This is a genomic window from Mesorhizobium sp. RCAM 05104, from assembly GCF_059683645.1.
Genome location: NZ_CM185033.1, coordinates 6,287,584 through 6,312,064, shown reverse-complemented (window position 1 = coordinate 6,312,064; position 24,481 = coordinate 6,287,584). Strand labels below are relative to the sequence as shown.

The 24,481-nt window shown below is 63.5% G+C and carries 18 protein-coding genes; 9 read left to right on the top strand and 9 right to left on the bottom strand.

From position 1 onward, the window contains the following. Positions 1–113 precede the first annotated feature (113 nt). Entirely contained in the window at positions 114–545 is a 432-nt protein-coding gene (locus AC56QP_RS30850; protein WP_489862058.1) for a hypothetical protein, read from the top strand. Between the two features lie 39 nt (positions 546–584). On the opposite strand, the gene AC56QP_RS30845 is transcribed toward AC56QP_RS30850, so the two are convergent. Then, entirely contained in the window at positions 585–2,900 is a 2,316-nt protein-coding gene (locus AC56QP_RS30845) for a glucose/quinate/shikimate family membrane-bound PQQ-dependent dehydrogenase (protein WP_489862059.1), read from the bottom strand. 254 nt (positions 2,901–3,154) lie between these two features. Between AC56QP_RS30845 and AC56QP_RS30840 the strand changes: the two genes are divergently transcribed. From AC56QP_RS30840 to AC56QP_RS30825, 4 genes are all read left to right on the top strand, one after another. Continuing rightward, positions 3,155–4,795, top strand: a complete 1,641-nt coding sequence (locus AC56QP_RS30840; RefSeq protein WP_489863477.1) for a helix-turn-helix transcriptional regulator — start codon at positions 3,155–3,157, stop codon at positions 4,793–4,795. Between the two features lie 125 nt (positions 4,796–4,920). Beyond that, entirely contained in the window at positions 4,921–6,207 is a 1,287-nt protein-coding gene (locus tag AC56QP_RS30835) for a flavin-containing monooxygenase (protein ID WP_489862060.1), read from the top strand. A 131-nt stretch (positions 6,208–6,338) separates the two neighbouring features. Further along, complete coding sequence (locus tag AC56QP_RS30830; RefSeq protein ID WP_489862061.1) at positions 6,339–9,014, top strand: ATP-dependent helicase; 2,676 nt, start codon at positions 6,339–6,341, stop codon at positions 9,012–9,014. Next, complete coding sequence (locus AC56QP_RS30825) at positions 9,011–10,078, top strand: endo-1,4-beta-xylanase (RefSeq protein WP_489862062.1); 1,068 nt, start codon at positions 9,011–9,013, stop codon at positions 10,076–10,078. Before AC56QP_RS30830 ends, AC56QP_RS30825 begins: the two co-directional genes overlap by 4 nt. Before the next feature lie 14 nt (positions 10,079–10,092). Here the strand turns inward: AC56QP_RS30825 and AC56QP_RS30820 are convergent, their stop codons facing one another. Further along, entirely contained in the window at positions 10,093–11,442 is a 1,350-nt protein-coding gene (locus tag AC56QP_RS30820) for a nucleotide sugar dehydrogenase (protein ID WP_489862063.1), read from the bottom strand. A 445-nt stretch (positions 11,443–11,887) separates the two neighbouring features. On the opposite strand from AC56QP_RS30820, the gene AC56QP_RS30815 reads away from it, so the two are divergent. The 3 genes from AC56QP_RS30815 to AC56QP_RS30805 are packed head-to-tail and all read left to right on the top strand — an operon-like array spanning position 11,888 to position 17,030. Further along, on the top strand, positions 11,888–12,946 hold the full coding sequence (locus tag AC56QP_RS30815) for an NAD-dependent epimerase/dehydratase family protein (protein ID WP_489862064.1): 1,059 nt from the start codon (positions 11,888–11,890) through the stop codon (positions 12,944–12,946). Next, positions 12,943–14,214 (top strand): glycosyltransferase family 2 protein, encoded by a 1,272-nt coding sequence (locus tag AC56QP_RS30810; RefSeq protein ID WP_489862065.1) that lies wholly within the window; start codon positions 12,943–12,945, stop codon positions 14,212–14,214. Before AC56QP_RS30815 ends, AC56QP_RS30810 begins: the two co-directional genes overlap by 4 nt. 2 nt (positions 14,215–14,216) lie before the next feature. Continuing rightward, positions 14,217–17,030 (top strand): DUF3131 domain-containing protein, encoded by a 2,814-nt coding sequence (locus tag AC56QP_RS30805; RefSeq protein WP_489862066.1) that lies wholly within the window; start codon positions 14,217–14,219, stop codon positions 17,028–17,030. A 25-nt stretch (positions 17,031–17,055) separates the two neighbouring features. On the opposite strand, the gene AC56QP_RS30800 is transcribed toward AC56QP_RS30805, so the two are convergent. The 5 genes from AC56QP_RS30800 to AC56QP_RS30780 form a co-directional block, all read right to left on the bottom strand. Further along, the gene (locus AC56QP_RS30800; RefSeq protein WP_489862067.1) at positions 17,056–18,105 is read right to left on the bottom strand and encodes an ABC transporter permease; all 1,050 of its coding nucleotides are present in this window, start codon (positions 18,103–18,105) and stop codon (positions 17,056–17,058) included. Beyond that, positions 18,102–18,899, bottom strand: coding sequence for an ATP-binding cassette domain-containing protein (locus tag AC56QP_RS30795; RefSeq protein ID WP_489862068.1), 798 nt, complete (start codon positions 18,897–18,899; stop codon positions 18,102–18,104). Before AC56QP_RS30795 ends, AC56QP_RS30800 begins: the two co-directional genes overlap by 4 nt. 89 nt (positions 18,900–18,988) lie before the next feature. Continuing rightward, positions 18,989–19,996 (bottom strand): substrate-binding domain-containing protein, encoded by a 1,008-nt coding sequence (locus tag AC56QP_RS30790; RefSeq protein ID WP_489862069.1) that lies wholly within the window; start codon positions 19,994–19,996, stop codon positions 18,989–18,991. 102 nt (positions 19,997–20,098) lie between these two features. Further along, complete coding sequence (locus tag AC56QP_RS30785) at positions 20,099–21,004, bottom strand: sugar phosphate isomerase/epimerase family protein (protein ID WP_208604642.1); 906 nt, start codon at positions 21,002–21,004, stop codon at positions 20,099–20,101. After that, positions 21,004–22,038 (bottom strand): Gfo/Idh/MocA family protein, encoded by a 1,035-nt coding sequence (locus tag AC56QP_RS30780; RefSeq protein ID WP_489862070.1) that lies wholly within the window; start codon positions 22,036–22,038, stop codon positions 21,004–21,006. The genes AC56QP_RS30785 and AC56QP_RS30780 overlap by 1 nt, the downstream gene beginning before the upstream one ends. A gap of 195 nt (positions 22,039–22,233) precedes the next feature. Here AC56QP_RS30780 and AC56QP_RS30775 point away from each other — a divergent pair, with 195 nt between their 5' ends. Further along, positions 22,234–23,259 carry a LacI family DNA-binding transcriptional regulator gene (locus tag AC56QP_RS30775; RefSeq protein ID WP_091580602.1) on the top strand — a complete coding sequence of 342 codons (1,026 nt, stop codon included), beginning with the start codon at positions 22,234–22,236 and terminating at the stop codon, positions 23,257–23,259. A gap of 37 nt (positions 23,260–23,296) precedes the next feature. Here the strand turns inward: AC56QP_RS30775 and AC56QP_RS30770 are convergent, their stop codons facing one another. Continuing rightward, on the bottom strand, positions 23,297–23,611 hold the full coding sequence (locus tag AC56QP_RS30770; RefSeq protein WP_091580394.1) for a ferritin family protein: 315 nt from the start codon (positions 23,609–23,611) through the stop codon (positions 23,297–23,299). Positions 23,612–23,666: 55 nt separating this feature from the next. After that, positions 23,667–24,422 (bottom strand): bestrophin-like domain, encoded by a 756-nt coding sequence (locus AC56QP_RS30765; protein ID WP_489862071.1) that lies wholly within the window; start codon positions 24,420–24,422, stop codon positions 23,667–23,669. Positions 24,423–24,481: the final 59 nt, after the last annotated feature.

Here is a 24,481-nt window from a genome sequence, read left to right as displayed (position 1 = left end):
CCGCCCTGGCACTGCGCTCGACGGTTGTGAATGCAGGCAGGCGATCGTTGGTCAGGGTCCGCGGTGAACGGAACCGGCGTACCGACACGAAAACCCAAGGTTGAGGTGAGACCATGAACGTCCAGGATATCGTCAACACCGTCTCGCAAAAAGCGGGTCTCGACCAGGCGACGACCGAGAAGGTCGTCGGCACCATTTTCTCGGTCCTCGAACATGAGGCGGAAGGCACCAGCGCCTCGTCGTTCTTCGCCAAGATCCCCGGCGCGGACGACCTTGCCCACCAGTATGACGTGATGGCCGCCGCCCCAGCCAGTGGCGGCTTCCTCTCATCGCTGCAGGGCGCGCTTGGCGGCGTTCTCGGCGAGAAGGCCGGCGCGCTGGTCAACGGCCTCGCCGCGCTCAAGGCATCCGGGCTCGATTTTGCACAGATCCAGAAGGCTGGCGAGACGCTGGTCCAGCAGGCCGAAGCGGCCGCCGGCCCCGACCTCACCAACCAGGTGCTCGGCTCGGTGCCCAGCCTGAAGAGCCATCTCGGGCTTGGCTGAGACGTCGCCAAGACGACACGGCATCGAGGTAGGGCACCCCTATTTCGGCAGCGCGTAAGCCATCACATAATCTCCCGGCTTGGTGCCGACCGAGCCGTGGCCACCGGCGACGATGACCACGAACTGGCGTCCGTCGGCCACCGTGTAGGTCATCGGTGTCGACTGTCCGCCGGCCGGCAGCCGCGCCTGCCACAGTTGCTTGCCCGATGTCAGGTCATAGGCGCGCAGATAGTCGTCGACCGCGGCGCCCAGGAAGGCGACGCCTCCGGCGGTGATCATGGGCCCGCCAATGCCCGGCACGCCGACTTTCAGCGGCAGCGGCAGAGGCGTCATGTCGTAGACGGTGCCGTTGCGATGCTTGTAGGCGATTGAGCCGGTCCTCAGATCCACGCCAGCGACATAGCCCCAGGGCGGCGCCTGGCAGGGAACGCCGAGCGGCGAGAGGAACGGGCCCATCACCACCGCATAGGGAGCGCCCTCATTGCGGTTGAGCCCCTGCTCGCTGCCGCGCCCCTCGTCCGGCGGCGGCACCTGATCGCGCGGAATGAGCTGCGACTTGAACGCCAGATAGGTCGGCATGCCGAACATCACCTGCCGGACCGGATCGATCGCCACGCCACCCCAGTTGAACGTGCCGAAATTGCCGGGATAGATCAGCGAGCCCTGTACGGACGGCGGCGTATAGCGGCCTTCATAGCGCAGGCCCTGGAATTCGATCCGGCACGCCAGCTGGTCGAACATGGTGATGCCCCACATGTCGGCACCTGTCAGTGGCTTCGGATTGAAGGAGAGGTCCGACTCCGGCTGGGTCGGCGACGTGTGGTCCCCCTCGATGGCGCCGCCGGGCGCCGGCACTTCCTTGACCGCAATCACCGGCTCGCCGGTGCGCCGGTCGAGCACATAGAGATCGCCCTGCTTGGTCGGCCCGACCAGCGCCGGCACGACGGTGCCGTCGGCCCTGGTGATGTCGATCAGGCTCGGCTGCGCCGGCACGTCCATGTCCCAGAGGTCGTGGTGCACGGTCTGCCGCACCCATTTCAACTGCCCGGTATTGAGGTCGAGCGCGGTGATCGAGGAGGAGAACTTCTCGACATTGGCGCTGCGTCCGGCGCCGAGCTGGTCCGGCGTCTGGTTGCCGAGCGGCACGTAGAGCAGCCCAAGCTTCTCGTCGGCGCTCGGCGTCGACCACATGTTGGGCGAGTTGGCAGTGTAGGTCTGCCCAGCCGCCAGCGGCGTTGTCTGATCCGGATTGCCGGAATCCCAGTTCCACAGCAGCTTGCCGGTGGCGGCGTCATAGGCACGGATGACGCCGGACGGCTCCTGCGTCGAATAATTGTCATTGACCGCGCCGCCGACGATGATCTTGCCACCCACGATCAGCGGCGCCGAGGTCGAATAATAATAGCCCGACTTCGGATAGGGCATGTTAGTCAAAAGGTTCAGCGTGCCGCCCTCGGCAAAGGCAGGACAGACCTGCCCACTGGCGGCGTCGAGCGCGATCAGCCGCGCGTCCGAGGTCGGCAGGTAGACACGGTTTCCGCAAGGCTGGCCGGCGGCGATGGCGGCATCGGTATAGTAGGAAACGCCGCGGCAGGTCTGGTGCTGGCGGTCCTTGTCGAGTTTGATCTTGGGGTCGTAGCGCCATTTCTCCTTGCCGGTCGCGGCGTCGATGGCGATAGCGAAATTATGCGGCGTGCAGATATAGAGCGTGTCGCCGATCTTGAGCGGCGTCACCTGATAGGTGGTCTCGCCAATGTCGTCGGGTCCCTTCACATCGCCGGTGCGGTAGGTCCAGGCCGGCTGCAGGCTGGCGACATTGTCCGGCGTGATCTGGTCGAGCGGCGAATAGCGCTGCCCGAACGGCGTGCGGCCATAGAAGTGCCACTCGCCTGCCGGCACATCGCCGCCGAGATTGGCGTTGGGGATCACCTTGTCGGTGTCGAGTTCGCCGGCAATGTCCTTTGGGTCCGTCGTCATCGAATAGCCGGCCACCGCCAGTGACGCCAGCACGGCAAGGATGAGCGGCGCCCGGCCGTCTGGCCCGGCAAGGCCCCGCCTCGCCCATGGCGTCAACAGCCACAGCGCCACCAGCACGATGATGCCGCCGCGCGGACCCAGTTCCCACCAATCGAAGCCGGTTTCCCAGACCGCCCAGGCCAGCGTGCCGAGCACGATCGCCGCGTAAAGCCACAGTGCTGTCGACCGGCGCCGATAGAGCAGCCAGGCGGCGACCAGGAAGGCGAGACCGACGATGATGTAGTACCAACTGCCGCCCAGCATCGCCAGGCGGATACCGCCGCCGCCAAGCACCAGACCGATGAGGAATAGGATCACGGCGGTAAGGACGGTTGCCACAACGACACTCCTTCAAGCCCAGCGGGCGGGCGGCCGAATACCGCCGTCACGAAATGGAAACTAGCCCGCTTTCGATTCTGTTCCATCTCGTAGCGGCAGTTTTCCGCCCGCCCGTGCGCGGTGTCAAATCAGGAGGCGCTTGGATAAAGTGGCGTCATTCCGTGCTCTCGTCCTGGTGCCGCTTATTCCGAACTGAGGGGGCGCTGGCATTCGCCATTCTTCTGCCGGCCATCAGGAAATGCTATGCTTTGCCCATGAAAGCCGATGCCGCCTCGTTGCTCGAACAGGCTCGTCAAGCCTACGCCCGGCGGGCGTGGGCAGATGCATTCGAGCTGCTGCGGGCAACGGACGAAATCACGTCGCTCGGTCCGGAAGACCTGGAACGGTTGCTCTGGTCGGCCGGCATGCTGGACCGGGATCAAGAAATCTTCGCCACCGGCGAGCGTCTCTTCAACATCCATCTCGACGCGGGCCGTGACGACCAGGCTGCGTATTGGGCATTCTTCGGTGGTTTCCGGCTTCTGGCACTGCGCGAGGAAGGGCGCGCAACAGCCTGGTTACAGCGGGCGCAGCGCCTGGCGGACGGCTTTGGCCGCGAATGCGCCGCACAAGGCTATCTGGTGTTGTTGGCGGCCCAGAAGGAACTCTTGACCGGCAACGATCCGGAATCGGAGGCGCTGGCAAGGCAGGCGCTGGCGATCGGCGAACGCTGTTGCGATATCGACCTGATCGCCTTCGCCAGATGCTATCTCGGCCGCGCATTGGTGCGGCAAGGCAGGATCGAGGAAGGCATCGCCCTACTCGACGAGGCCATGCTGCCAGCCGCCGATGGCAAGCTTTCGCCGATCATCACCGGCCTCATCTATTGCAACCTCATCGCCGCCTGCCGGCAAGTCTATGCGCTCGACCGCTCGCGCGAGTGGACCGAGGCGCTGTCGAACTGGTGCGGGTCGCAGCCACAGCTGGTCCAGTTCAACGGCATTTGTCTGCTGCACCGCGCTGAAATCATGGAATTGAACGGCGCTTGGCAGGAATCAATTGCCGAAGCTCGACGCGCGACCCAGTCACTGGCCCACGTGATCGGCAACGAGACGACGGCCGGCGCGGCCTATCAGGAGGCCGAAATCCATCGGCTGCGCGGTGAATTCGCCGCCGCCGAGGAGCTTTACCGTGCCGCCAGCCGGCTCGGGCTCGAACCCCAGCCCGGCATGGCCTTGCTGCGTCTCATGCAAGGCCGGGCTGAACAGGCGGCGGCAACCATTCGCCGCGTGCTTGGCACGACCAACACTCCGCTGAGCCGCGCCCGCCTGCTACCGGCGCTGATCGAGATTATGATCGCTGTGGGTGCCGTCGAGGAGGCGCGCGACGCCTGCGAGGAATTGCAGGCGATCGCCGATCGTTTCGCGACCGACATTCTTGCTGCAATGGCATCCCAGGCGAGAGGTGAAATCGAGCTGAGTGAAGACAATCCGGCGGCAGCGCTCGGCCACTTCCGTGCCGCGCTGACGATCTGGCAGCACGCCGGCGCTCCCTATCTGGAGGCGCGGTTGCGCGTGCTGGCCGGGCAGGCCTGCCGAAAGCTTGGCGACGAGGACAGCGCCGAGCTTGAATTCGATGCCGCCCGGGCGATTTTCACGGAACTTGGCGCAGCGCCCGACCGCGACCGTGTCACCGCGCTGATCGCGCCGACAAATTCACGTCCGCACGGCCTGACCCGGCGCGAGATCGAAGTCCTAGGCCTTGTCGCCACCGGCAAGACCAACAGGCTGATAGCGACTGAGTTGGGTCTCAGCGAAAAGACCGTGGACCGGCATGTCAGCAGCATATTCGACAAGCTGGCGGTCAACTCGCGCGCTGCGGCGACAGCCTACGCTTTCCAGAACGGCCTGCTCTAAGGCGACGCTGCGGCATGGGTAAAAATCCCCATGCCATTTCTTTGTCTGATGGGGTGTCTCCCCGAAGCGTCGGTGCGCCGATTCGCTATTTTGCTCCCCGGTTGACGAAAACCATGGAGACGATCATGAATCCGACTTCGACACTTGGCCCGACTTCAATGCACGCAATGAAGCCACGTGGCAGCCGCGATATCGGCATCGCCGAGACTAAGGCACGTGCCGGCTCACTGCTGGAGCAAGGGGCGGCGTTCACGCAACTTGAGGCTGGCGCGCTGCAGGCAGCGGGCAGCCAGGCGCCATCAGGTGACGAAACGCGGTCAGCGCTCCGGGAAGAACATGTCGATGTCGTCGTCATCGGCGCCGGCCAGAATGGCCTGTCCGTCGGCTATCATCTCGCCCGCAAGGGCCTGAAGTTCGTCATCCTGGAGGCACGCGAACGCGTCGGCGACATCTGGCGTTCACGCTGGGATTCGCTGCGCCTGTTCACGCCCGCGCGCTTTGACGGGCTGATCGGCATGCCCTTTCCCGGTGACCGCTATTCGTTCCCGAGCAAGGACGACATGGCCGATTATCTTGAGGCCTATGCGAAGAAATTCGCCCTGCCGGTGCGCACCGGCGTCAAGGTCGACGAGGTGACCCGTTCCGGCGACCGCTACATCGTCACGTCCGGCCGGACCCGCTACGTCGCGAGCCATGTCGTGGCAGCGGCCTCGAGCTACCAGAAACCGAAGATCCCCGATTTTGCCGCGCTGCTCGATCCGTCGATCCGGCAATTGCCTTCGAGCGCCTACAAGAATCCTTCTCAGCTTAACCCGGGCGGCGTGCTGCTGGTCGGAGCCGGCAATTCCGGTGCGGAAATCGCCATGGATCTCGCGCCTACGCACCAGGTCTGGCTGGCTGGCCGGCATCCGGGCAACATCCCCGTCACCTACAATGGCTATTTCGCCATGCGTCTTGTCCTCCCGGTCGTCTTCCGCATTGTTTTCCACCGACTGCTCACAGTCGATACGCCAATGGGCCGAAAGGCCAAGCCTGAGCAACTCTCCCATGGCCTGCCGCTGATCCGGGTTAAGCCGCAGGACCTTGACGCTGCCGGCGTCCGCCGGGTGTCCCGCGTCGCCGGCGTCCAGGACGGCAAACCGATGCTCGACGACGGCCAGGTTCTCGATGTCGCCAACATCATCTGGTGCACGGGTTTCCGGGCGGGGCTGGATTGGATCAAGCTGCCGATATTCGACGAAACCGGCCGGGTAAAACAGTATCGTGGCGCTGTGGAAGGCGAACCCGGCCTCTATGTCTGCGGCCTGCATTTCCAGCACTCGACGTCCTCGACGATGATCCATGGTGCGGCACGCGATGCCGGCTATGTGGCCGACAAGATCGGCGAACGGATGCGGACAGCAGTCCGGTAAGGCCCGGCAGAGCGGATTGTCGGGCGCCGGGGGGCGAAAATGTTCGCACGGCGATCGGCAATCTGGCTTCTATACCGGAACAAAACGTAACACTTCTGGTCTTTCGCCACCGAATCACTACATTCGGGGCAATGTCCGGCTTTTCCGAAGACATGCCCTTTTTCGATGAACCCAATGCGCGGCCCTCGGCCCCGTCGGGCATTGCCGCGCGCGCCATGGCTGCCCGCAGCGGTCACAACAACGCGCCGGACTATCTGAAGGGGCTGAACCCCGAGCAGCGGCTGGCGGTGGAAACCACCGAAGGTCCGGTTCTGGTGCTGGCCGGCGCCGGTACCGGCAAGACCCGTGTCTTGACCACCCGCATCGCCCACATCCTCGCCACCGGCAAGGCCTTCCCGTCGCAGATCCTCGCCGTGACCTTCACCAACAAGGCCGCGCGCGAAATGAAGACCCGCATCGGTCATCTGGTCGGCGAAGCGGTCGAGGGCATGCCGTGGCTCGGCACCTTCCACTCGATCGGCGTCAAGCTGCTGCGCCGCCACGCCGAACTGGCGGGCCTGAGATCCGACTTCACCATCCTCGACACCGACGACGTCGTGCGGCTGATCAAGCAGTTGATCCAGGCCGAGGGGCTCGACGACAAGCGCTGGCCGGCCAAGCAGTTCGCCCAGATGATCGACGGCTGGAAGAACAAGGGGCAAGGGCCGGCCGACATCGCCGAGGGCGACGCCCGCGCCTTCGCCAACGGCAAGGGCCGCGAACTCTACAAGGCCTATCAGGCGCGGCTGCAGACGCTGAACGCCTGCGACTTCGGTGATCTGCTCTGCCACCCGATCCGCATCTTCCGCGCCAATCCCGATGTGCTGAAAGAGTACCACAAGCGCTTCAAATACATCCTCGTCGACGAGTATCAGGACACCAACACCGCCCAGTACATGTGGCTGCGCCTGCTGGCCCAGCGGCCCGATGCCGGACGCCCCACAACATCGACGGATCTGCGATCGGCCGAAGGCCGCAAGCCCGACCGGGCGTCGGCCGGCCAGGCCGCCCCCGCGGAGGCCAGCGAGCGAAGCTCGCGTGCGGCCGTGAGCGATAACAAGGTCAATATCTGCTGCGTCGGCGACGACGATCAATCGATCTATGGCTGGCGCGGCGCGGAGATCGACAACATCCTGCGCTTCGACAAGGATTTTCCCGGCGCCACCATCATCCGCCTGGAGCGCAACTACCGCTCGACCGCCCACATACTGGGTGCCGCCTCCCATCTCATCGCCCACAATGAAGGCCGCTTCGGCAAGACGCTGTTCACCGACCGCGACGAGCCCGAGGACGGCAAGGTGCATGTCCACGCCGCCTGGGATTCCGAGGAGGAAGCCCGCGCCGTCGGCGAGACCATCGAGGCCTACCAGCGGCAGAAGCACAATCTCAACGACATGGCCATCCTGGTGCGCGCGTCCTTCCAGATGCGCGAGTTCGAGGACCGCTTCGTCACGCTCGGCCTCAACTACCGCGTCATTGGCGGTCCGCGCTTTTATGAGCGCCTCGAAATCCGCGACGCGCTGGCCTTCTTCCGCGTCGTCGCGCAAGGCGCCGACGACCTTGCCTTCGAGCGTATCGTCAATGTGCCCAAGCGCGGGCTGGGCGAGGCCACCATCCGCCAGATCCACGACACGGCCCGCGCGCTTCGCGTGCCGATGCTTGAAGCCGCCGCCAAGCTGGCCGAAAGCGACGAATTGAAGCCGAAGCCGCGCGCCGCACTGCGCGAGGTATCGGCCAATTTCGAGCGCTGGCAGAAGGCGCTGGAGACCACGCCGCACACCGAGCTCGCCGAGACCATCCTCGAAGAGAGCGGCTACACCGACATGTGGAAGAACGACCGCTCGGTCGAAGCCCCCGGCCGGCTGGAGAACCTCAAGGAGCTGATCCGCTCCATGGAGGAATACGAATCGCTGCGCTCCTTCCTCGAGCATGTCGCGCTGGTCATGGACGCCGAGCAGAACGCCGAGCTCGACGCCGTCAACATCATGACGCTGCATTCGGCCAAGGGCCTCGAGTTCGAGACCGTCTTCCTGCCCGGCTGGGAGGAAGGCCTGTTCCCGCATCAGCGCGCCCTCGATGAAGGTGGCCGTTCCGGGCTGGAGGAAGAGCGCCGGCTTGCCTATGTCGGCCTGACCCGGGCCAAGAAGAACCTGCATCTGTGGTTTGTCTCCAACCGCCGTATCCACGGCCTCTGGCAATCGACCATACCGTCGCGCTTCCTCGACGAACTGCCGGAAGCCCATGTCGAGGTCGCCGAAAGCGGCAATTCCTATGGCGGCTACGGCAATTCCTATGGCGGCGGCTCATTCGCCCCGGGCCGTGGCGGCCAGGGTGCAGGCAGACAGAACCCTTACGGCGCCTCGCGCTTCGACAGCGTCGGCGGGAACAATGGCGGCGCCGAAAAATCCGGCGCCTTCTCCAACACCTATGCGACGCCGGGCTGGCAGCGCGCGCAGGCCAACCGCACGGAGGCGACCGACCGCAACTGGGGCTCGCGCTCCGGCCACCAGGTCGAACGCATCGGCTATGGCGAGACCGATTCCGGCTATGGTGCCGGCCGCACCTCGGTCAAGGGCCGCACCATCGATGGCGAACTGGTCGCCAAATCCGTCGCCGACAAGCCATCCCCCTTCAATGTCGGCGACCGCGTCTTCCACCAGAAATTCGGCAACGGCAACATTTCCGCCATCGAAGGCAACAAGCTGACCATCGACTTCGACAAGGCCGGCCAGAAACGCGTGCTGGACGGGTTCGTGGCGGCGGTGTGAAAGGGGCGCTGCCCCATGTTGCCTCCCCGCCCCCGGATATCGAAACCCAGCGGGCAACGGCTCTGGATTGTTCCGGCCTATCGCTCGGCGAATTGGGAAAGTCCCGCGGGCTAGAGATTGGCTGCGCGTTTTCCGGACATGCCGATCCGCGGTATCGGCGGCTGCTTGCGCATCACTGCCGGCTGATCGTCCCCGAATGGCAGTTGAAGCCGCGATTTCTGCGCCCACGCCGTGCCGCGCCGTGCAATTTCGGTCCCGCGGATGCGATCGCCGGCTTCGCGGCTTCCAACGACATGGCATTCCACGGCCATACGCTGTTCTGGCACGAAGAGCCGATCCGCTGGGCGCAAAGTGAAAACTTCGAGCGGGTGAAGCGCAGCTATGGCGGCTTCATCGGCGATGTCATGCAACACTACCCCCAGGCGGTCTCGTGGGATGTCTTCAACGAGATCGTCGGGGAGCAGGCACCGTTGCGCGACGAATTTTTCGTCCAGACCTTCGGGCTGCGATTCATCGACTACTGCCTGCGACTCGCCGGGGATTGTGCCCCTGCCGCGCGCCTCGCCCTCAACGATTACAATCTGGAATGCGCCACCGACTGGTCCCGGACCAAGCGGGACAACATGTTGCGGCTGGTCGAGCAGATCAAGGTCATGGGCAGCCCGCTGCATGCGATCGGCATCCAGGGCCATCTGTCGTCGATGCACAAGGCGTCGGCTGAATCCACAGTGCGCTTCATCGACCGGTTGACGGATCTCGGTCTCGACGTCTTCATTTCGGAACTCGACGTCAACGATTCCACCATGCCCGCCGACATTGCGGTCCGCGACAGTGAAGTCGCGGCCTACTACGAAGAGTTCCTGACAGCGGTATTGAGCCGACCCGCCGTCAAGCGCCTGGTGTTCTGGGGTATCTCGGATTTCGACAATTGGGTGGTTCGGCGCCAGACCCGGGAAAGGCGCCGATCCGGCAAGGCGCGACCAGCGCTGTTCGACGAACGGCTTCAGCCGAAGCCGGCTTTTGACGCGGTGGTGCGCGCATTGCTGAACGCACCGCCACGCTGAGAGCCGTCGCCGGACTAGGCCTTGACCACCCGATCGCAGACAATGCCGTTGCGCTGCATGGCGTTGCGGGTGTCGATGATCAGCCGCGAATGGTTGGCCAACAAGCCGTAATCGATCCCATCATGATCGGTGACGATGACCACGGCGTCATAGGCGCCGATGGAATCACGGCTGAGCCGGATGCAGTTCTTGCCGGCAAGCGTCGGGTGCTTGCGGGTCTTTGGGATGCGCGCAACGTGAGGGTCGTGATAGGCGATGTCGGCGGCGCGCGTTTCCAGCAATTCGATCAGCTTCAGCGCCGGGCTTTCGCGAACGTCGGAGACGTTCTTCTTGTAGGCGACGCCGACGATGAGGATGGATGCCTGGCTGAGCGGCAGGCCGAGATGCGTGTCGAGTGCTTCCGTCAGCTTCGACATCACGTAATGTGGCATGGAGATGTTGATCTCGCCGGCGAGCTCGATGAATTTCGTCGACACTTCGAATTCACGCGACTTCCATGTCAAATAGAACGGGTCGATCGGTATGCAGTGGCCGCCGAGCCCGGGCCCGGGGTAGAAAGGCATGTAGCCGAACGGCTTGGTCTTTGCCGCCTCGATCACTTCCCAGATGTCGATGCCCATGGCGCCGTAGATCACCTTGAGCTCATTGACCAGGGCGATATTGACCGCCCGGAAAATGTTCTCGGTGAGCTTCACCACTTCGGCGACCTTGATGCTTGAAACAGGAACCACCTTGTCGACGATCGCGCCATAGAACTGCGCGACCAGCGCGGCCGCGACCGGACCATCGCCGGCGACAACCTTGGGAATGGTCGTGGTTTCGAATCCGGCGCTGCCCGGATCTTCGCGTTCGGGAGAATAGCCGAGAAAGAAATCCCGCCCCGATCGATAGCCCCCCGCTTCGAGGATCGGCTTCATCACCTCATCCGTGGTTCCGGGATAGGTGGTGGATTCAAGAACGATCAGCTGGTCCTTTCTCAAATGCGCCGCGATGGCGCGCGTCGTGTTCTCGACAAAGGACAGGTCGGGCTCGCGCTGCTTGGTCAGCGGCGTCGGCACGCATATCGATATGACATCGCATTCAGCGAAAACCGCAAAGTCGGAAGTCGGCCTGAACGACCCGTCCGACATGACGGACTGTAGCGTCTCGTCCGTGACCGCGCCGATATAGGAGCGGCCGGTCTTCAGCTTTTCGACCTTGCTGTGGTCGACGTCGAAGCCGATCACCTTGAAGCCGGCGCGCGCCGTCGCCGCCGCCAACGGCAGACCGACATAGCCGAGACCCACGACGCCGATCGTGGCCGTACGCATTTCCAATTTTGAAAGGAGCACCGCTCCTCGCGATTGCCCGACCAGTACGGTCATGTCACGCCTCCTGCTCACAGCGACGTGTTTCGACGCTGTATCCTGAATTTTGCGAGCCGCGATGCCGGGGAAGCTGGACAAGCTGCCTGGCGTCGCGGTTCGCGCCCACAGGGCAAAGCGCAACCTTTGTGCCAGTTTGAATTCTGGAACGGATTCCCGCCTTGGGAACGGCGCAGGAGGTGGGAAAACGAGCTTTTCGGCTGCTACGGACGCATCGGCTTGTCAAGCTTCATCGGTGTTCCATTTTCGGACACCTTTGTTGCAAGATAGCTCATGTAATGCCGGCTATTAAAAAAAACATAATGATTACAGAGACGTAATTAACCAAAGCCGTTGACCATATCGTTAACGATTAGTTGCATTGCCTGTGGAAATGTTCTTTCCATGCGAAAAGCGCACAACGACTAGGTGCGATTTCCCCCGCACTCAATGCTGGATTGCTCAAATGAATAAAACCAAAGAGCTCAGGTGCCTGATCGCTGGCGGAGCCGGGTTTGTGGGAACCAACCTTGCCCGCCGCCTTCTCGAACAGGGCGCCTCCGTCGACTGTGCCGACAACTTTTCGACTGGTCGAAAATCCAATGTCGCGGATCTCGCGCGGTATCCCAAATTCCGTTTCCTGAAGCTCGACATTGCCGATACCGCTTCATGCAATCGCCTGCTGCGTCGCCGCTACAGCCACGTCTACAACCTGGCCTGTCCGACGGGCGTTCCCAACATTGCGCTGCTCGGCGAAGAAATGCTGATGGCCTCGTCCCTCGGTGCGCTGAACCTGCTGAAGGTCGCTCGCCGGTCGAGGGCCAGATATCTCTTTGCCAGCACGGCGGAGGCCTATGGCGACCCCGAGATTTTCCCGCAGCCGGAAAGCTATGTCGGAAAGGTCGATCCGGTCGGCCCGCGCAGTCCCTATGAGGAGGGAAAACGCTTCGGCGAAGCCCTGACCCGCTTCTGGGGGCGCAAGCACAATGTCGACGTTCGCATCGTGCGCATCTTCAACACCTACGGTCCCGCGATGTCGCCGGACGACCAGCGTGTCGTCCCGCAGATGCTGTCGCGCCTGATCGCCGGCAAGCCGGTGCCGATCTATGGCGATGGCAGCCAGACCCGCACCTTCCTGCATGTCGACGATCTCGTGCGCGGCCTGCTGACGGTGATGGAGAAGGGCGAGAGCGCCGAGGTCTACAACATCGGCGGCGCCACGCAGATCACCATCCGCGAGTTGTTCGAGCTGGTGAAAACAGCAACCGGTCTTCTCGGCAAGGCCGTCTTCGAAAAACACTTCATTGCCGATCATCGTGGCCGCTGGCCCGACACCACCAAGATACAGGCGCTGGGCTGGCGCCAGCAGGTGGCACTCGCGGACGGCATTCGCCAAAGCCACCGGGATCTGCTGGCGTCCATCGAGGCCCGTCGGGTCACGAAAACCGCCCCCCAGGTCAAACGTCCCGCCTTGGTCGAACGTCGCTCCTCCGGTCCCGATCAGCAGTGGCAGACCTTGCCATGACCGACGTCGCCGCGGCCAACGTCCTTATGATGGTGCTGAGCGCGTCGCTCGGCATCAACATCGCGTTCTGGTGCACGGTCGGCCTCGTCAGGTTCGTCGTCGAGATCGGCTCTGGGAGACGTTTCGAAAATCCGACCACCATCGGCATCGCCGATGTCGCCGTCGTCATCCCGGCCCACAACGAGGAAATCGCACTGCCGAAATGCATTGCGGCGCTGACGGCGATCATTCCCGCAAGACAGATCTTCGTCGCCAGCGACGGCTCTCGTGACGCCACCGTCGCCATCGCGCGCGCCGCAGGCTGCAGGGCGCTCGACATCCAGCCGAACGGTGGCAAGGCCAAGGCGATCGACAAGGCGATCAACCACTATCGCCTGTGCGATCGTTACCAGGCCGTGCTGATCCAGGACGCGGATTCGGAAATCGACCGGCACTATTTCGAACATGCCTTGCCGTTGTTCGATGATCCGAACGTGGCGGCAGTGGCGGGCCACGTGCTGTCGCGCTGGCGCGAACAGCGCTGGCCGAGCATGGACATGCTCTATGCGGCATACAGGACACGCCTCTACCGGATCCTGCAGACGGCGTTCCAGTACGGGCAGTCCTGGAAATGGACGAATGTCAGCTACATCGCGCCCGGCTTCGCCAGCATCTACCGCGCGAGCGCCCTTCGCCAGATCGACATCACGGCGCCCGGCCTTGTCATCGAGGATTTCAACATGACCTTCGAGGTCCAGCGCAAAGGGCTGGGCCGCGTTGCCTATTCGCCCAGGGCGCGGTGCTCTTCGGAAGATCCGTTCACCCTCAACGATTACCGCAAGCAGGTTCAGCGCTGGTATCTCGGTTTCTGGCAGACAGTGCGGCGCCACGGGGTCTGGCCGAGCCGCTTCTGGCTATCACTGGGCGGTCTGCTTGCCGAACTGCTCGTCATCTCGCTGTTTGCGCTGGCGCTCCCTTTGGCCGCCATCCTCTATTTGGCGACCGGCTTCGAAACACCGGCCCTCTCGCTAAGCGAACTCGCCGTGCACCCCGTATCGCCGCTTGGCCTCCTGGCACTGTTTCTCGCCGTCGATTACGCGCTCACGTTTGTTGTGGCGGTCATCGAATGCCGGCCGAGCATGCTCCTCTACGGTATCGCTTTCCCGGTCATTCGGCTTCTCGACGCAGCACTCTTCCTGCGCGCGCTGTTCAAGTCATTCTCCGTGCAATCCGATGGCCGTTGGGTCAGTCCGGAACGGTACACGGCGGCCATTCCCGCAGGGAGGTAGAGATGAACATAACCCGTCGCACCGCTGTTCTTGGTGGCCTGGCGATGCCGCTGCTGGCATTGGCGGGCAAGGGCATTTCGCGAACCGAGGCCGCAGAGAAATTGCCCAACCCGCTGATCGTGACGATCAGCGGGCTCGATGCCACGGCAAAGCCTGCCCGGCTCGCAGCGCTCACCGATGCGTTCCTGACCCGCAAGGTGCCGATCCTTGTCACGGTCGCGCCCATCGATCCCGCGGGCAATTTGCTCGACTACAATTCCGAAGTGGCCAAATGGCTGCGCCAGATGGCCTTGCTCAATACGGACGGTATCGAATTCGGCGCGCACACAAACACCATCACGTCGGACGATCCGTACTTCCAGGCACGGCAGGCCAGCGACATCCAGGCCGCGTTTTCCTATCTGGTCAACGAATACCAGAGATATCAGTCGAAGGCCGTGATCACGGCTCTGACGATGACAACCGATTCGCCGCTGCGCTCGCACCAGGACGCGTCGTCGCTGCGCGCGGCCGGAATCCGTTCGCTCATCAGGCTGCGTGGCGGGCTCGAGGACAAGGTCAAGCTGCAGCCCGACGATGGCGGCTACTGGAGCACCACCACCGACCTGGTCAACGTCTTCGCCTCCGCCCTGACCTCGACCAGACCGGCGGTCGCCGGTGCGGGACCAATGGATGTGCAGACCCTCGGCGCGAACATCGCCGGCCTGGCTGCCGGCAGTAACCCGATCGTTATCGATGTCCCGTTCGCGGCGCTGGCAGCCCTCGGCGACGGCGATCTCGCGGATTACGCGGCCAATGTCGCACAAGCAGTTCTTTCCGCCATATCGACGGGCAAGGTACGGGGCATTCTGCCGAAGAAACTCTACGTCCAGAGCAAGCAGATCAGCCGCCTCATCGTCGTCCGGGTCGATGATCTCAGGCTGGACACCGACACCGACCCGAGCCACATGGCTTTTGTCTACGGGCTGATCGAGGACGGTTACCCCGTTACCGATGCAGTAATCCCGTCGCCGCGGTCGGGCCTTTTGTCCAACGATGAAAAGAGCAAGGCCTTTCTGCGCGCCATGCTGCCGGAAAAGCACTACGACATCGCCGCGCATGGCTGGAACCACACGCCGCAGGAACTGCTCGGCAATTCGTCGCAAAAGGATTTCGACCTGATCAGGGACGGCATAAGCGAGGTCTATCGCTCGACGGGCAAGTTCCCAACCTCCTACATCCCGCCAAACGACGCCTTCGACGACAACACGCTGAATGCGCTGGCTGCCACCGGGACGCCGGTTTTCAGCGCCGAAAAAGGCGATCTGCGCCGGTTCAGCGGCCTCGACAAACGCGGCATCCTGCATGTCTCGAACACGATGAAATTCGAGAAAGCCTGGACCCCCGACCTTCCCTATTTCACCAAGCAGCAGGTGCTCGACTATTTTGGCACCGAGAACGATGCGGTGTTCTGCATCCATCCCGGCACCGCCAATACGCCTGAAAAGCAGGCACTGATCCTGGACATGCTGGCCGAGCTTTCCAGCCAGCGCGGCACCAAACTCGTGAACTTCGACGAATATTACCGCGCCGTCAGTCCGGCGATGCCCAAGGTCGATCTCATTCGAAGCGCGCGCGCCGATGTATCCGTGCGCGACTGGAAGAAACCGGATCCGTATCCGCTGGACGACGGCGTGCTGAAGGCGGACGCGGCCCTGGCCTGGAGCTATTTCGACTGGGGCGCGAAGAACTACAACGGCATGGTTCCGGCCACGTCATGGGTCGAGTTCGGCAAGCAGACGGGTTATCCTTTCACGACGATGTGGGACGTGGGGTCGCACATTCTCGCCGCCTTGTCGGCAGAACGCCTGGGCATCATCGGCCAAGCGGAATTCGAGACAACCATCAGCCGCATCATCGCGTTCCTGGGGGAGACGAACTTCCGTTATGCGGGCGGAAAACTGCCCCACACCGAGCGGGCGCTGAAACCGCAGGACGGCCAGCGCGACGGCTTCGATAGCGCCGACACCGGACGCTTGCTGATTGCCCTCAAGATTCTCGACAACTACACAGCCGGCGCATTCCCTGTTTTCGATCTCGTGTCCGGCTGGTCCTTCAAGCCCGTGCTCAAGGGCGGCGAAATGCATGTCGTGAATGACAAAGGCCGGATCTCGTCGGTCCATGCGAACAGCTATGCCGGCTATGCCGGTCGCGGCTACAGCCTCTGGGGCGAAGAGATCAAGCCTGTCTTCGGCACGACGGATCCCGGCCACAGCATGGACGACGCGGTTCTCGCGCTGACGGAAATCCAGCGCCGGGGCCGCATCGCCACCGAACCGCATGTCACCGAGGAGATCGAGCTCGGCGGTTCGCCGCATGGCCGCCTGATGGCCGATATCCTCTATGCGGCTCAGCTCAAGCGCTACCGCGAAACCGGAATAGCCACCTGCGTCACCGAATCCGCCATGGCCGGCGCGCCCTATTTCACCTACCAGGGCTATCAGTTGACCAACGATGGAGGGACCTTCACCGTCGATACGCAGAAAACCTCGTCGCCCGACAAGGCAGCCAAACTTGCTGATTCATTGCGCCTGGTCAGCGCCAAGGGTGCATATCTCTGGCATGCGGCGCGTCCCGGCGACTATTCGAGTACCCTCGTCGAGCTGATCAGGAACAAGGCGAAAATGCCCGGCATGGGATTCTCCTCTGGCATTTCGGAAAAGACGGGCAAAGCTGTCCCCGTGACCGACATCAACACCAACGGCATCATCCTTGAGGCCGTCGCCTATATCCTTGGCGAGCGAAAGCCGCTCCTGCTTTCCGAGGGGGCAGCCTAAGGGCCGGAGCCTTCCGAACAGCTGTTCACCGATAGCGCGCCTGGTTCCATTTGTGGCCGAGCAGCGACAGGATGATGATCAGCCCGTTGAAGAACTGGACGTAGAAGCCGCTCAAGCCCGCTGCCACGACGCCGGTCTGGATGAACGAGACCGTGACGGCGCCGATCGCGCCACCGACAACGGTGCCGATGCCGCCCCAGGTCGGCGTGCCGCCGACGAACACCGAGGCCAGCACTGGCAAGAGATAGCCGTCGCCCGCCGTCGGCCACCAGGTGAAGTTGATCATCACCGAAAAGGTGCCGGCGATCGCCGCGCCGATGCCGACGAAGACGAACACCTTGACCCGGACGCGCTTCACGTCGATGCCCATCTGCTGGGCGCTGTCGGGGTTGTCACCGACCACCCTCACCTGCGCGCCGAAGCGGTGGCGGTTATAGAGCATCGCCGACAGCACGACGAAGGCGATGGCCCAGAAGATCTGCACTGGAATGCCATAGACCTGGCTGGAGAAGATCTTGTAGGCCCAGCTGTCGGCGAGGCTGGTCAGCGCCATCGACTTGCCCTCGTTGATGATCTGGATCAGCCCACGCAACAGGAAATTCATGCCGAGCGTGGCGATCAGCGATGACAGCCCGCCATAGACGACCAGCGAGCCGACCAGGAAACCGAGCAGCATGCCGGTGACGAGCGCGGCGGCGATGCCGAGAAACGGATCGTAGCCGGCCTGCACGACCAGCGCGAAGACCCAGGAAGCAAAACCCATCGTTGCCGGAAACGACAGGTCGATCTCGCCGCAGGTGACGACGAAGACCAGAGGCACCACCACGAACAGCGCCACCGGCAGCGTGGTCAGCACGGAACTGTAGAGATACCAGGTGGTGAAGACGGTCGGGTTGGCGATCATGAACACCGCCATCATGACGATGAACACGCCGAGCGTGCCGAGTGCCGCGCGGTTGTCGATGACGAAACCGCGCAGCCAGTGATCGGACGGGTGTTTCCACTCTTTCCGGACTGGCTCGCCGTGCGACAGGCCGAGAGAATTCTGCAGATCGGGTTCCATGGTCTTGCTCATAGCGCTGCGCTCCCCGCGTCACCGGCCTCGTGCAATCCAGCCAATCCGCCGGGATGCGCTACGTCTTCCATGAAGTTGATGAGATCTTCCGCCGACTTGACTTCGCGCCGGTCGGCCGTCAGCGCCACCTTGCCGCGATCGAGCACCACGAAGCGGTCGGCGATGTCGAAGACGTGGTGGATGTTGTGGCCGATGAACAGGATCGAACGGCCGCTCGCCCGCACCTGGCGCACGAAATGGAAGACCTTGGCGGTCTCGGTCAGCGACAGTGCCGTCGTCGGCTCGTCGAGGATGATCAGTTCCGCCTGCTTGTAGATGGCCCGCGCGATCGCCACGCCCTGGCGCTCGCCGCCCGAAAGCTGGCCGACGATCGAATGCGGCGTGAACACTTTCGAGGTGAAGCCGATCTCGCGCATCAGCCGGCTGGCCTCCTCGACCTCCTTGTTGACCTTCAGCCAGCCAAGCCAGCCGGTGAGTTCGCGGCCCATGAAGATGTTGCGCACGATCGTCTGCTGCACCGCCAGCGCCCGGTCCTGGAACACCGTCTCGATGCCGGCTTCGCGCGAGCGCGCCGCGCTCCATCCGGTCACCGGCTTGCCGTGGATGAGGATTTCGCCGCTGGTCGGCTTGACCACGCCGGACAGGATTTTGATCAGCGTCGACTTGCCGGCGCCGTTGTCGCCGATCAGGCCGACCACCTCGCCACGGTCGACACTGAGATTGACCCCGCCCAGTGCATAGACATGGCCATAGGACTTGCTGATGTCGCGCAGTTCGATGATGCGTTCGGCCATGGCGGTCCTCGCTTGTGTGTTGTCGCATCCCGGCCCCGCTGCCGGCGGTCCTGCCGGCCGGGCTCGGCCCGGCCGGCAGCCTTGGGAGGTCAGCGCAGCGCCTGCTTGGCGAGCTCTGAGACGATCTCGTAGTTCTGCGGCGTGACGAAGCCGGCACCGGTGTCGACATTCATCGGCGCCAGCCCCAGCACCACTTGCTGGCAAAGGCTGAGGATCGGCAGATAGCCCTGCAGGAACGGCTGCTGGTCGGCTGTCAGCTGCACCCATCCGCCCTTGAAGCCCTCGACGATCTGCGGGCTGGTGTCGAAGCCGAAATTGAAGACATCGCCCGGCTTCCGCCCTGCGGCCTGCATGTAGGTCGGCACATTGCCGAGCATCTGCCCGCCGGGATAGCCGACCGCCTTCACAGTGGGATTGTTGAGCAGTGCCGCGGTGATCACCGGGATGGCGAGATTCGGATCGGCTGCCCACTCGGGTACGGAATTGATTTGAATGACATCGACGCCGGCCTCTTTCAGCGCGGCCACCGTCCCACGCTCGCGTGCGCCCCGGCTCTCATTGTCGAACGGGCCGATCATGATCGCCTTGTCACCGGACTTCAGCCCGGCCAGCTTGAACGCCTCGGCACCGAGCGCGCGGCCCTGCTGCTCCTGCTGGGCGCCGACATAGCCGCCGCCGAATGCCGCCGTCACCTTCGGCACCGGCACGTTCTGGTACATCATCTTGATGCCGTCCTTGTGCGCCTGCTGGGCCAGCGGCATGATCGCGTCATCACCGGGATGGCCCATCATGGCGATACCGCCGGGCTTGACCGCTACCGCCTCGCGCAATTGCTGCACCATCTTTTCGACGTCCCAGCCGGAGAAGATGTAGTCGACCTTCGGGCCGAGATCGGCGGCCGCCTGCTTGGCGCCATTGTAGACGATGGTGCCGAAGGCGTCGCCCTCGGCGCCGCCGACGAAGAAGCGGATATGGACGTCCTTGCACCATTGGGCGTCGAGCGCCTGCGCCGGCGGGGTCGAGATTGCGGCGGCGAGCGCCGTGGCGGCAGCCACGACCGTCAAGCGCGGAAATGTCCTTCTCATCGTCATGCTCATGCACTTATCCTCCCTTTGTTTCCTCGCTAGCCGAGGGTTTTGGACGATCGCTTCGGCAATGCGCCGCAATCTTCGCTGGCCGGCCCTCCCGCCGGCCCGCACTCACGCCGGATTCTGCAGGTAGCTGGCACCTCCCCGGCATTGCTTGAGATAATCCAGCGCCCGCGCCTGACCGGTAATTTCAAGGTCGCCGCGATAGACCGGATCGTGCCAGCCCTCGATGTCGATGGCGCCCTTGTACCCGGCCAGCCGCAATTCGCTGATCACCCGCGTCCAGTCGCTGTCGCCAAAGCCAGGCGTGCGCATCTGCACGAACGGCAGGCGGCCGAACACGCCGTGCTCGCGGATGACGTCCCAGCGCACCGTCGCGTCCTTGCCGTGGACATGGAAGATGCGCGGGGCCCATTTGCGGATTTGCGGGATCGGGTCGATCAGGTAGACGAGCTGGTGGCAGGGCTCCCACTCCAGCCCGAGATTTTCGTCGGGCAATTCGTTGAACATCAGCTCCCAGGCGTCCGGGTTGTGGGCAATGTTCCAGTCTCCACCAGCCCAGTTGCCGTCCATGGCGCAGTTCTCGAAAGCGATGCGCACGCCCTTGTCGGCGGCGCGCTTTGCCAGCGGCCCCCACACTTCCTTGAAGCGCGGCAGGCTCTCCGGCAGCGGCTTGCCGCGGAGGCGGCCTGTGAAGCCGCTGACCGTCGAGGCACCGAACAGATGCGCGTTGTCGATCACCGTTTCCCAGGCCTTGAGCACGCCGCGATCGACATCGCCGCTCTCCAGCGGATTGCCGAACACGCCGATCGAGGACATTGTGACGTCGGCATCGCCGATCGCCTCGCGGATCTGGCCCGCCAGCCGCGGCAAATCCTTGCCGCCCAGCGTCTGCCAGAAGAAGGGCTGGATGCTCTCGAATCCCAGCGGCAGGATCGCCTTGATGTAGGCGGCCGGATCGTCGAGGTTGGCCCGCACCATGGTGCCGATCCGGATGTCGAGAAGCGGGTTTGGCATCATTGTCCTTCCTGTGTGGGGATCGCCACCCGGCGCCCGGTCTCGGCGCTCTCGATGGCGCCGAAGACCATGGCCAGGCTCTTGATGTTGTCGGTGCCGCGCGTCTCCGGCTCGGTGCCGGTCTCGATCGCGCGCATGAAATCCTGGATGATGCCGAGATGGCCGCCGATGCGGTCGGCGGGATCGAGCGGCGGAACCTCGATCGCCTCGATTTTGTCGAACAGGCCGTCGCGGCCCGGCACCACCACCTCTGCCTTTAGCGCGTCGTTGCCATCCCAAATGAGGCTGCCGCGCTCGGCGACGATGCGCCATGTGCTTTCCCAGCTGGTGCGGAAGCCGACGGCGCACCAGGAGCCGGTATAGGTGAACCGCTTGCCGCCGCCGAGATCGAAGACGGCGGCTGCCGACGATCCCTGCCGGTACCAGGAATTGGCCGGCTCCCATTCCTGGCAATAGACGCCGGCCGGTTCGCCGGCGACCATGTAGCGGGCGGCGTCGAATGTATGGATGGCCATGTCGAGCAGCAGCACATGCGCCATTTCCTCGCGAAAGCCGCCGAAATGCGGCGCGACGAAGAAGTCGGCATGGATGCTGGTCGCGGCACCGATGGCGCCGGAGTCGAGAAAGCGCCTGATGCGCCTGACATTGGCGACATAGCGCCGGTTCTGAACGACGGCATGGACACGCCCGGCCTGGCGCGCGGCCTCGACGATGGCGCGCGCATTCTCCGGACTGTCGGCGAGCGGTTTTTCCGTCAGCAAATGGCAATGATGGGCAAAGGCGGAGAACGCAACCTCGCGCCGGGCGGCGGGAACCACGACATCGAACACCGCGTCGGGCCTGGTTTGATCGAGTACCGCGTCGAGGCTGGTGCCGATGACGGCCCTGGTGAGATCGTATTCGCGCGCCCTCGCCTTCGCCCGTTCGGCGTCGAGGTCGACAAGGCCGACAATGGCAAGCCCGTCGATCTGCCTGGCGGCATCGAGCCACTGCCTGCTCATCGCTCCGCAGCCGACGAGGACGACATTCATCATCCGGCATTCCTCCCGTCCGGTCCCTCCAGACCGAATGTCACGGCATTCACGGCATCACCGTAAACGTTTTCCCGTAAACGTTTACGAGAACACACCCGATAGCGTAGAATGTCAATCGGCTGCCTGCGAAAATCATCCCGAAGCCTTGGCCTGAGCGGCAGCCGGTGCTAGCCAAGGGTCGGGGGAGAACTGTCCTTGGCGTCCAGCATCCACGACCTTGCGCGTCACCTGAACATTTCGATCGGCACCGTGTCGCGGGCGCTGAATGGCCGCGCCGACGTCAATGCCGACACCCGCCAGCGCGTGCTCGAAGCGGCCAAAAAGCTCAACTATTCGCCGAACCAATCCGGCCGCAGCCTGCGCCAGGGCGCCACCCGTTCGATCGCCTTCATGCTGCAGCCGCATCCCGGCGACCAGCAATATGGCGAACCGTTCTTCATCCCGTTCCTGACTGGTCTGCAGGCGCGGCTCGCCGACTATGACCTGGATCTGATGGTCGTCATGGGTGAGCCCGGCCAATACCAGCAGGAGAGGCTGCGCCGTGTGGTTGAGACGCGCCGTGCCGACGCGGTTGTGTTGGCCAACACACGGCGGGAAGACGATCGGATCGATTATCTCAGCAAGGCCGGCTTTCCTTTTGCAACGCTTGGCCGAAGTCAATCCGGCGGCGACACCTATCCTTCGCTCGATATCGATTTCGAGAGGGCGGGTGATGAAGCCGTCGACCGGCTGGTCGCGCGCGGCCATCGCCGCATCGCTGCCATCCGCCCTTCGCACGATCTCAACTTCGGCTACCTGTTCCTGGACGGCTATCGCAAGGCGCTGGAGCGGCACGGCATTGAAGTCGACCCCGGCCTGATCGCCGACGGCTTCATCAACGAGGCCGGCGGCTATCAGGTGACGGCGGACGTAATGCTCTCCAAGGATCGGCCCACCGCCATCATCTTCAACAATGACGCCATGGCGCTCGGCGGCTGTAAGGCGCTGGCCGAGATGGGCATCCGGCCCGGCCATGATATTGCAGTGATCGTCATCGTCGACACGCCGCTTTGCCGCTATTTTTCCCCGGCGCTGACCGCCTTCCGTCCGTCGCTGGAGCCGATGGGACAGCGGCTGGCCGAAATGCTGCTGGCTTCGATCCCGGCCTTCGCCGGTCCGGAAGGTCCGCGGATCATCCGCGAGGTCTGGCCGCTGGAACTGGTGGCGCGCGACAGCGATTGATTTGACGCAGCCGCTGCCGCGTCAAAGGCCGGCGGCCTCAATCCACCTTCTTCTCGCCTCTCTCGCCGGCCTTGACGATATCGCCGGTGGTGAACAGGATTTCCTTCAGTTCCGCCCGCCAGTCCTTTTTCTGGCGCAGCAGGAATTCGAGATCCATGCCGAAATGCTTGAACTCCTCGCCCTGCGCGTTCTTCATGATGGCGCGCGCCTGCGGGTCCTTCTCCACCGACATGCGCTGTTCGTACCAGCCGATCGCTTCCGCCTCCTCGATCAGCGAGGTGATCATGCGGGCAAAGGTCCGTACCTTCTGCGACAGTTCTTCAGGCGGTTCGTGATACTGGTCGAAACCCATGTCGTCCTCCGTGGTTCATCCCCATGAATGCCTGGGAATGTCGCGCGGTTCCGCATCATCGCTGCAATTCCGCCAGCGCCCTCTCCAGCGGCATCGGTGAAATCTGGATCGGGCCGGAGAACGGCACGTCCATGTCGAGGATCAGGTAGAGTGCCCCGGCTATCAGCACGGCCGAAACAACGTAGGTTGCGACAGTGATCGCATTCTTCGGTGCCCTGAACCCGAAACTGGCGAAGATCAGCGCCAGCCACGCAACCAGCATGGCAATCAGCGGCCAAGGGATCGCGCCTTCCGACTGCTCGACCAGAATCCAGCGCAATTCCAGCACCTTCTGCAGGCGCTGGCGTCCATCCTGCAGAAGGGAGCCACGGACAGCGTCGGGCGGCGTCAGCGCATTCAGCCGTGAGCCGATCTCCGTCAGCAGACGTTCGGACAGCTGGTTGGCGACGATAGGCGTTTCGCTCGTTTGTGACGAGGTGGCCACCACCCTCTGCACGTAGGCGACCAACGGCTGGCGCACCGCGTCGGTTTCCGGGCCATACTGGCGCAAGGTCCTGTCGAGCAGGATCAGCTCCGTCGCATAGGCGTGCACATTGTGATCGACCGACTCGAAGGTGTTCTTGGCCGAGTTGATCATCAGGCCGAGCACCAGCGAGGTCATCACCCCGAACAGGTTGGCGGCAAGCCGGACCACATTGTTGGTGTCGTCATCGCGATGTCTGGCCGGCAGCTTGGGCCAGACCGCCATGCTGACCAGCGGCGCCGCCGCCAGGCACAGGAAAATCATCACTGCGATCAAGGCTTCGCGCATGCCGCTCATTTCTGCACGGCATGCGCCAATTGCCAATGGCAAGGACCCATCGCACCGCG

Excerpts from the sequence above, each read along its gene's own strand:
- AC56QP_RS30780 (WP_489862070.1), bottom strand. The coding sequence starts at position 22,038 with ATGATGAATGTCGTCCTCGTCGGCTGCGGAGCGATGAGCAGGCAGTGG.
- AC56QP_RS30800 (WP_489862067.1), bottom strand. The coding sequence starts at position 18,105 with ATGAGCAAGACCATGGAACCCGATCTGCAGAATTCTCTCGGCCTGTCG.
- AC56QP_RS30795 (WP_489862068.1), bottom strand. The coding sequence starts at position 18,899 with ATGGCCGAACGCATCATCGAACTGCGCGACATCAGCAAGTCCTATGGC.
- AC56QP_RS30850 (WP_489862058.1), top strand. The coding sequence starts at position 114 with ATGAACGTCCAGGATATCGTCAACACCGTCTCGCAAAAAGCGGGTCTC.
- AC56QP_RS30810 (WP_489862065.1), top strand. The coding sequence starts at position 12,943 with ATGACCGACGTCGCCGCGGCCAACGTCCTTATGATGGTGCTGAGCGCG.
- AC56QP_RS30770 (WP_091580394.1), bottom strand. The coding sequence starts at position 23,611 with ATGGGTTTCGACCAGTATCACGAACCGCCTGAAGAACTGTCGCAGAAG.
- AC56QP_RS30820 (WP_489862063.1), bottom strand. The coding sequence starts at position 11,442 with ATGACCGTACTGGTCGGGCAATCGCGAGGAGCGGTGCTCCTTTCAAAA.
- AC56QP_RS30815 (WP_489862064.1), top strand. The coding sequence starts at position 11,888 with ATGAATAAAACCAAAGAGCTCAGGTGCCTGATCGCTGGCGGAGCCGGG.
- AC56QP_RS30805 (WP_489862066.1), top strand. The coding sequence starts at position 14,217 with ATGAACATAACCCGTCGCACCGCTGTTCTTGGTGGCCTGGCGATGCCG.
- AC56QP_RS30790 (WP_489862069.1), bottom strand. The coding sequence starts at position 19,996 with ATGAGCATGACGATGAGAAGGACATTTCCGCGCTTGACGGTCGTGGCT.
- AC56QP_RS30835 (WP_489862060.1), top strand. The coding sequence starts at position 4,921 with ATGAATCCGACTTCGACACTTGGCCCGACTTCAATGCACGCAATGAAG.
- AC56QP_RS30765 (WP_489862071.1), bottom strand. The coding sequence starts at position 24,422 with ATGCGCGAAGCCTTGATCGCAGTGATGATTTTCCTGTGCCTGGCGGCG.
- AC56QP_RS30830 (WP_489862061.1), top strand. The coding sequence starts at position 6,339 with ATGTCCGGCTTTTCCGAAGACATGCCCTTTTTCGATGAACCCAATGCG.
- AC56QP_RS30785 (WP_208604642.1), bottom strand. The coding sequence starts at position 21,004 with ATGCCAAACCCGCTTCTCGACATCCGGATCGGCACCATGGTGCGGGCC.
- AC56QP_RS30840 (WP_489863477.1), top strand. The coding sequence starts at position 3,155 with ATGAAAGCCGATGCCGCCTCGTTGCTCGAACAGGCTCGTCAAGCCTAC.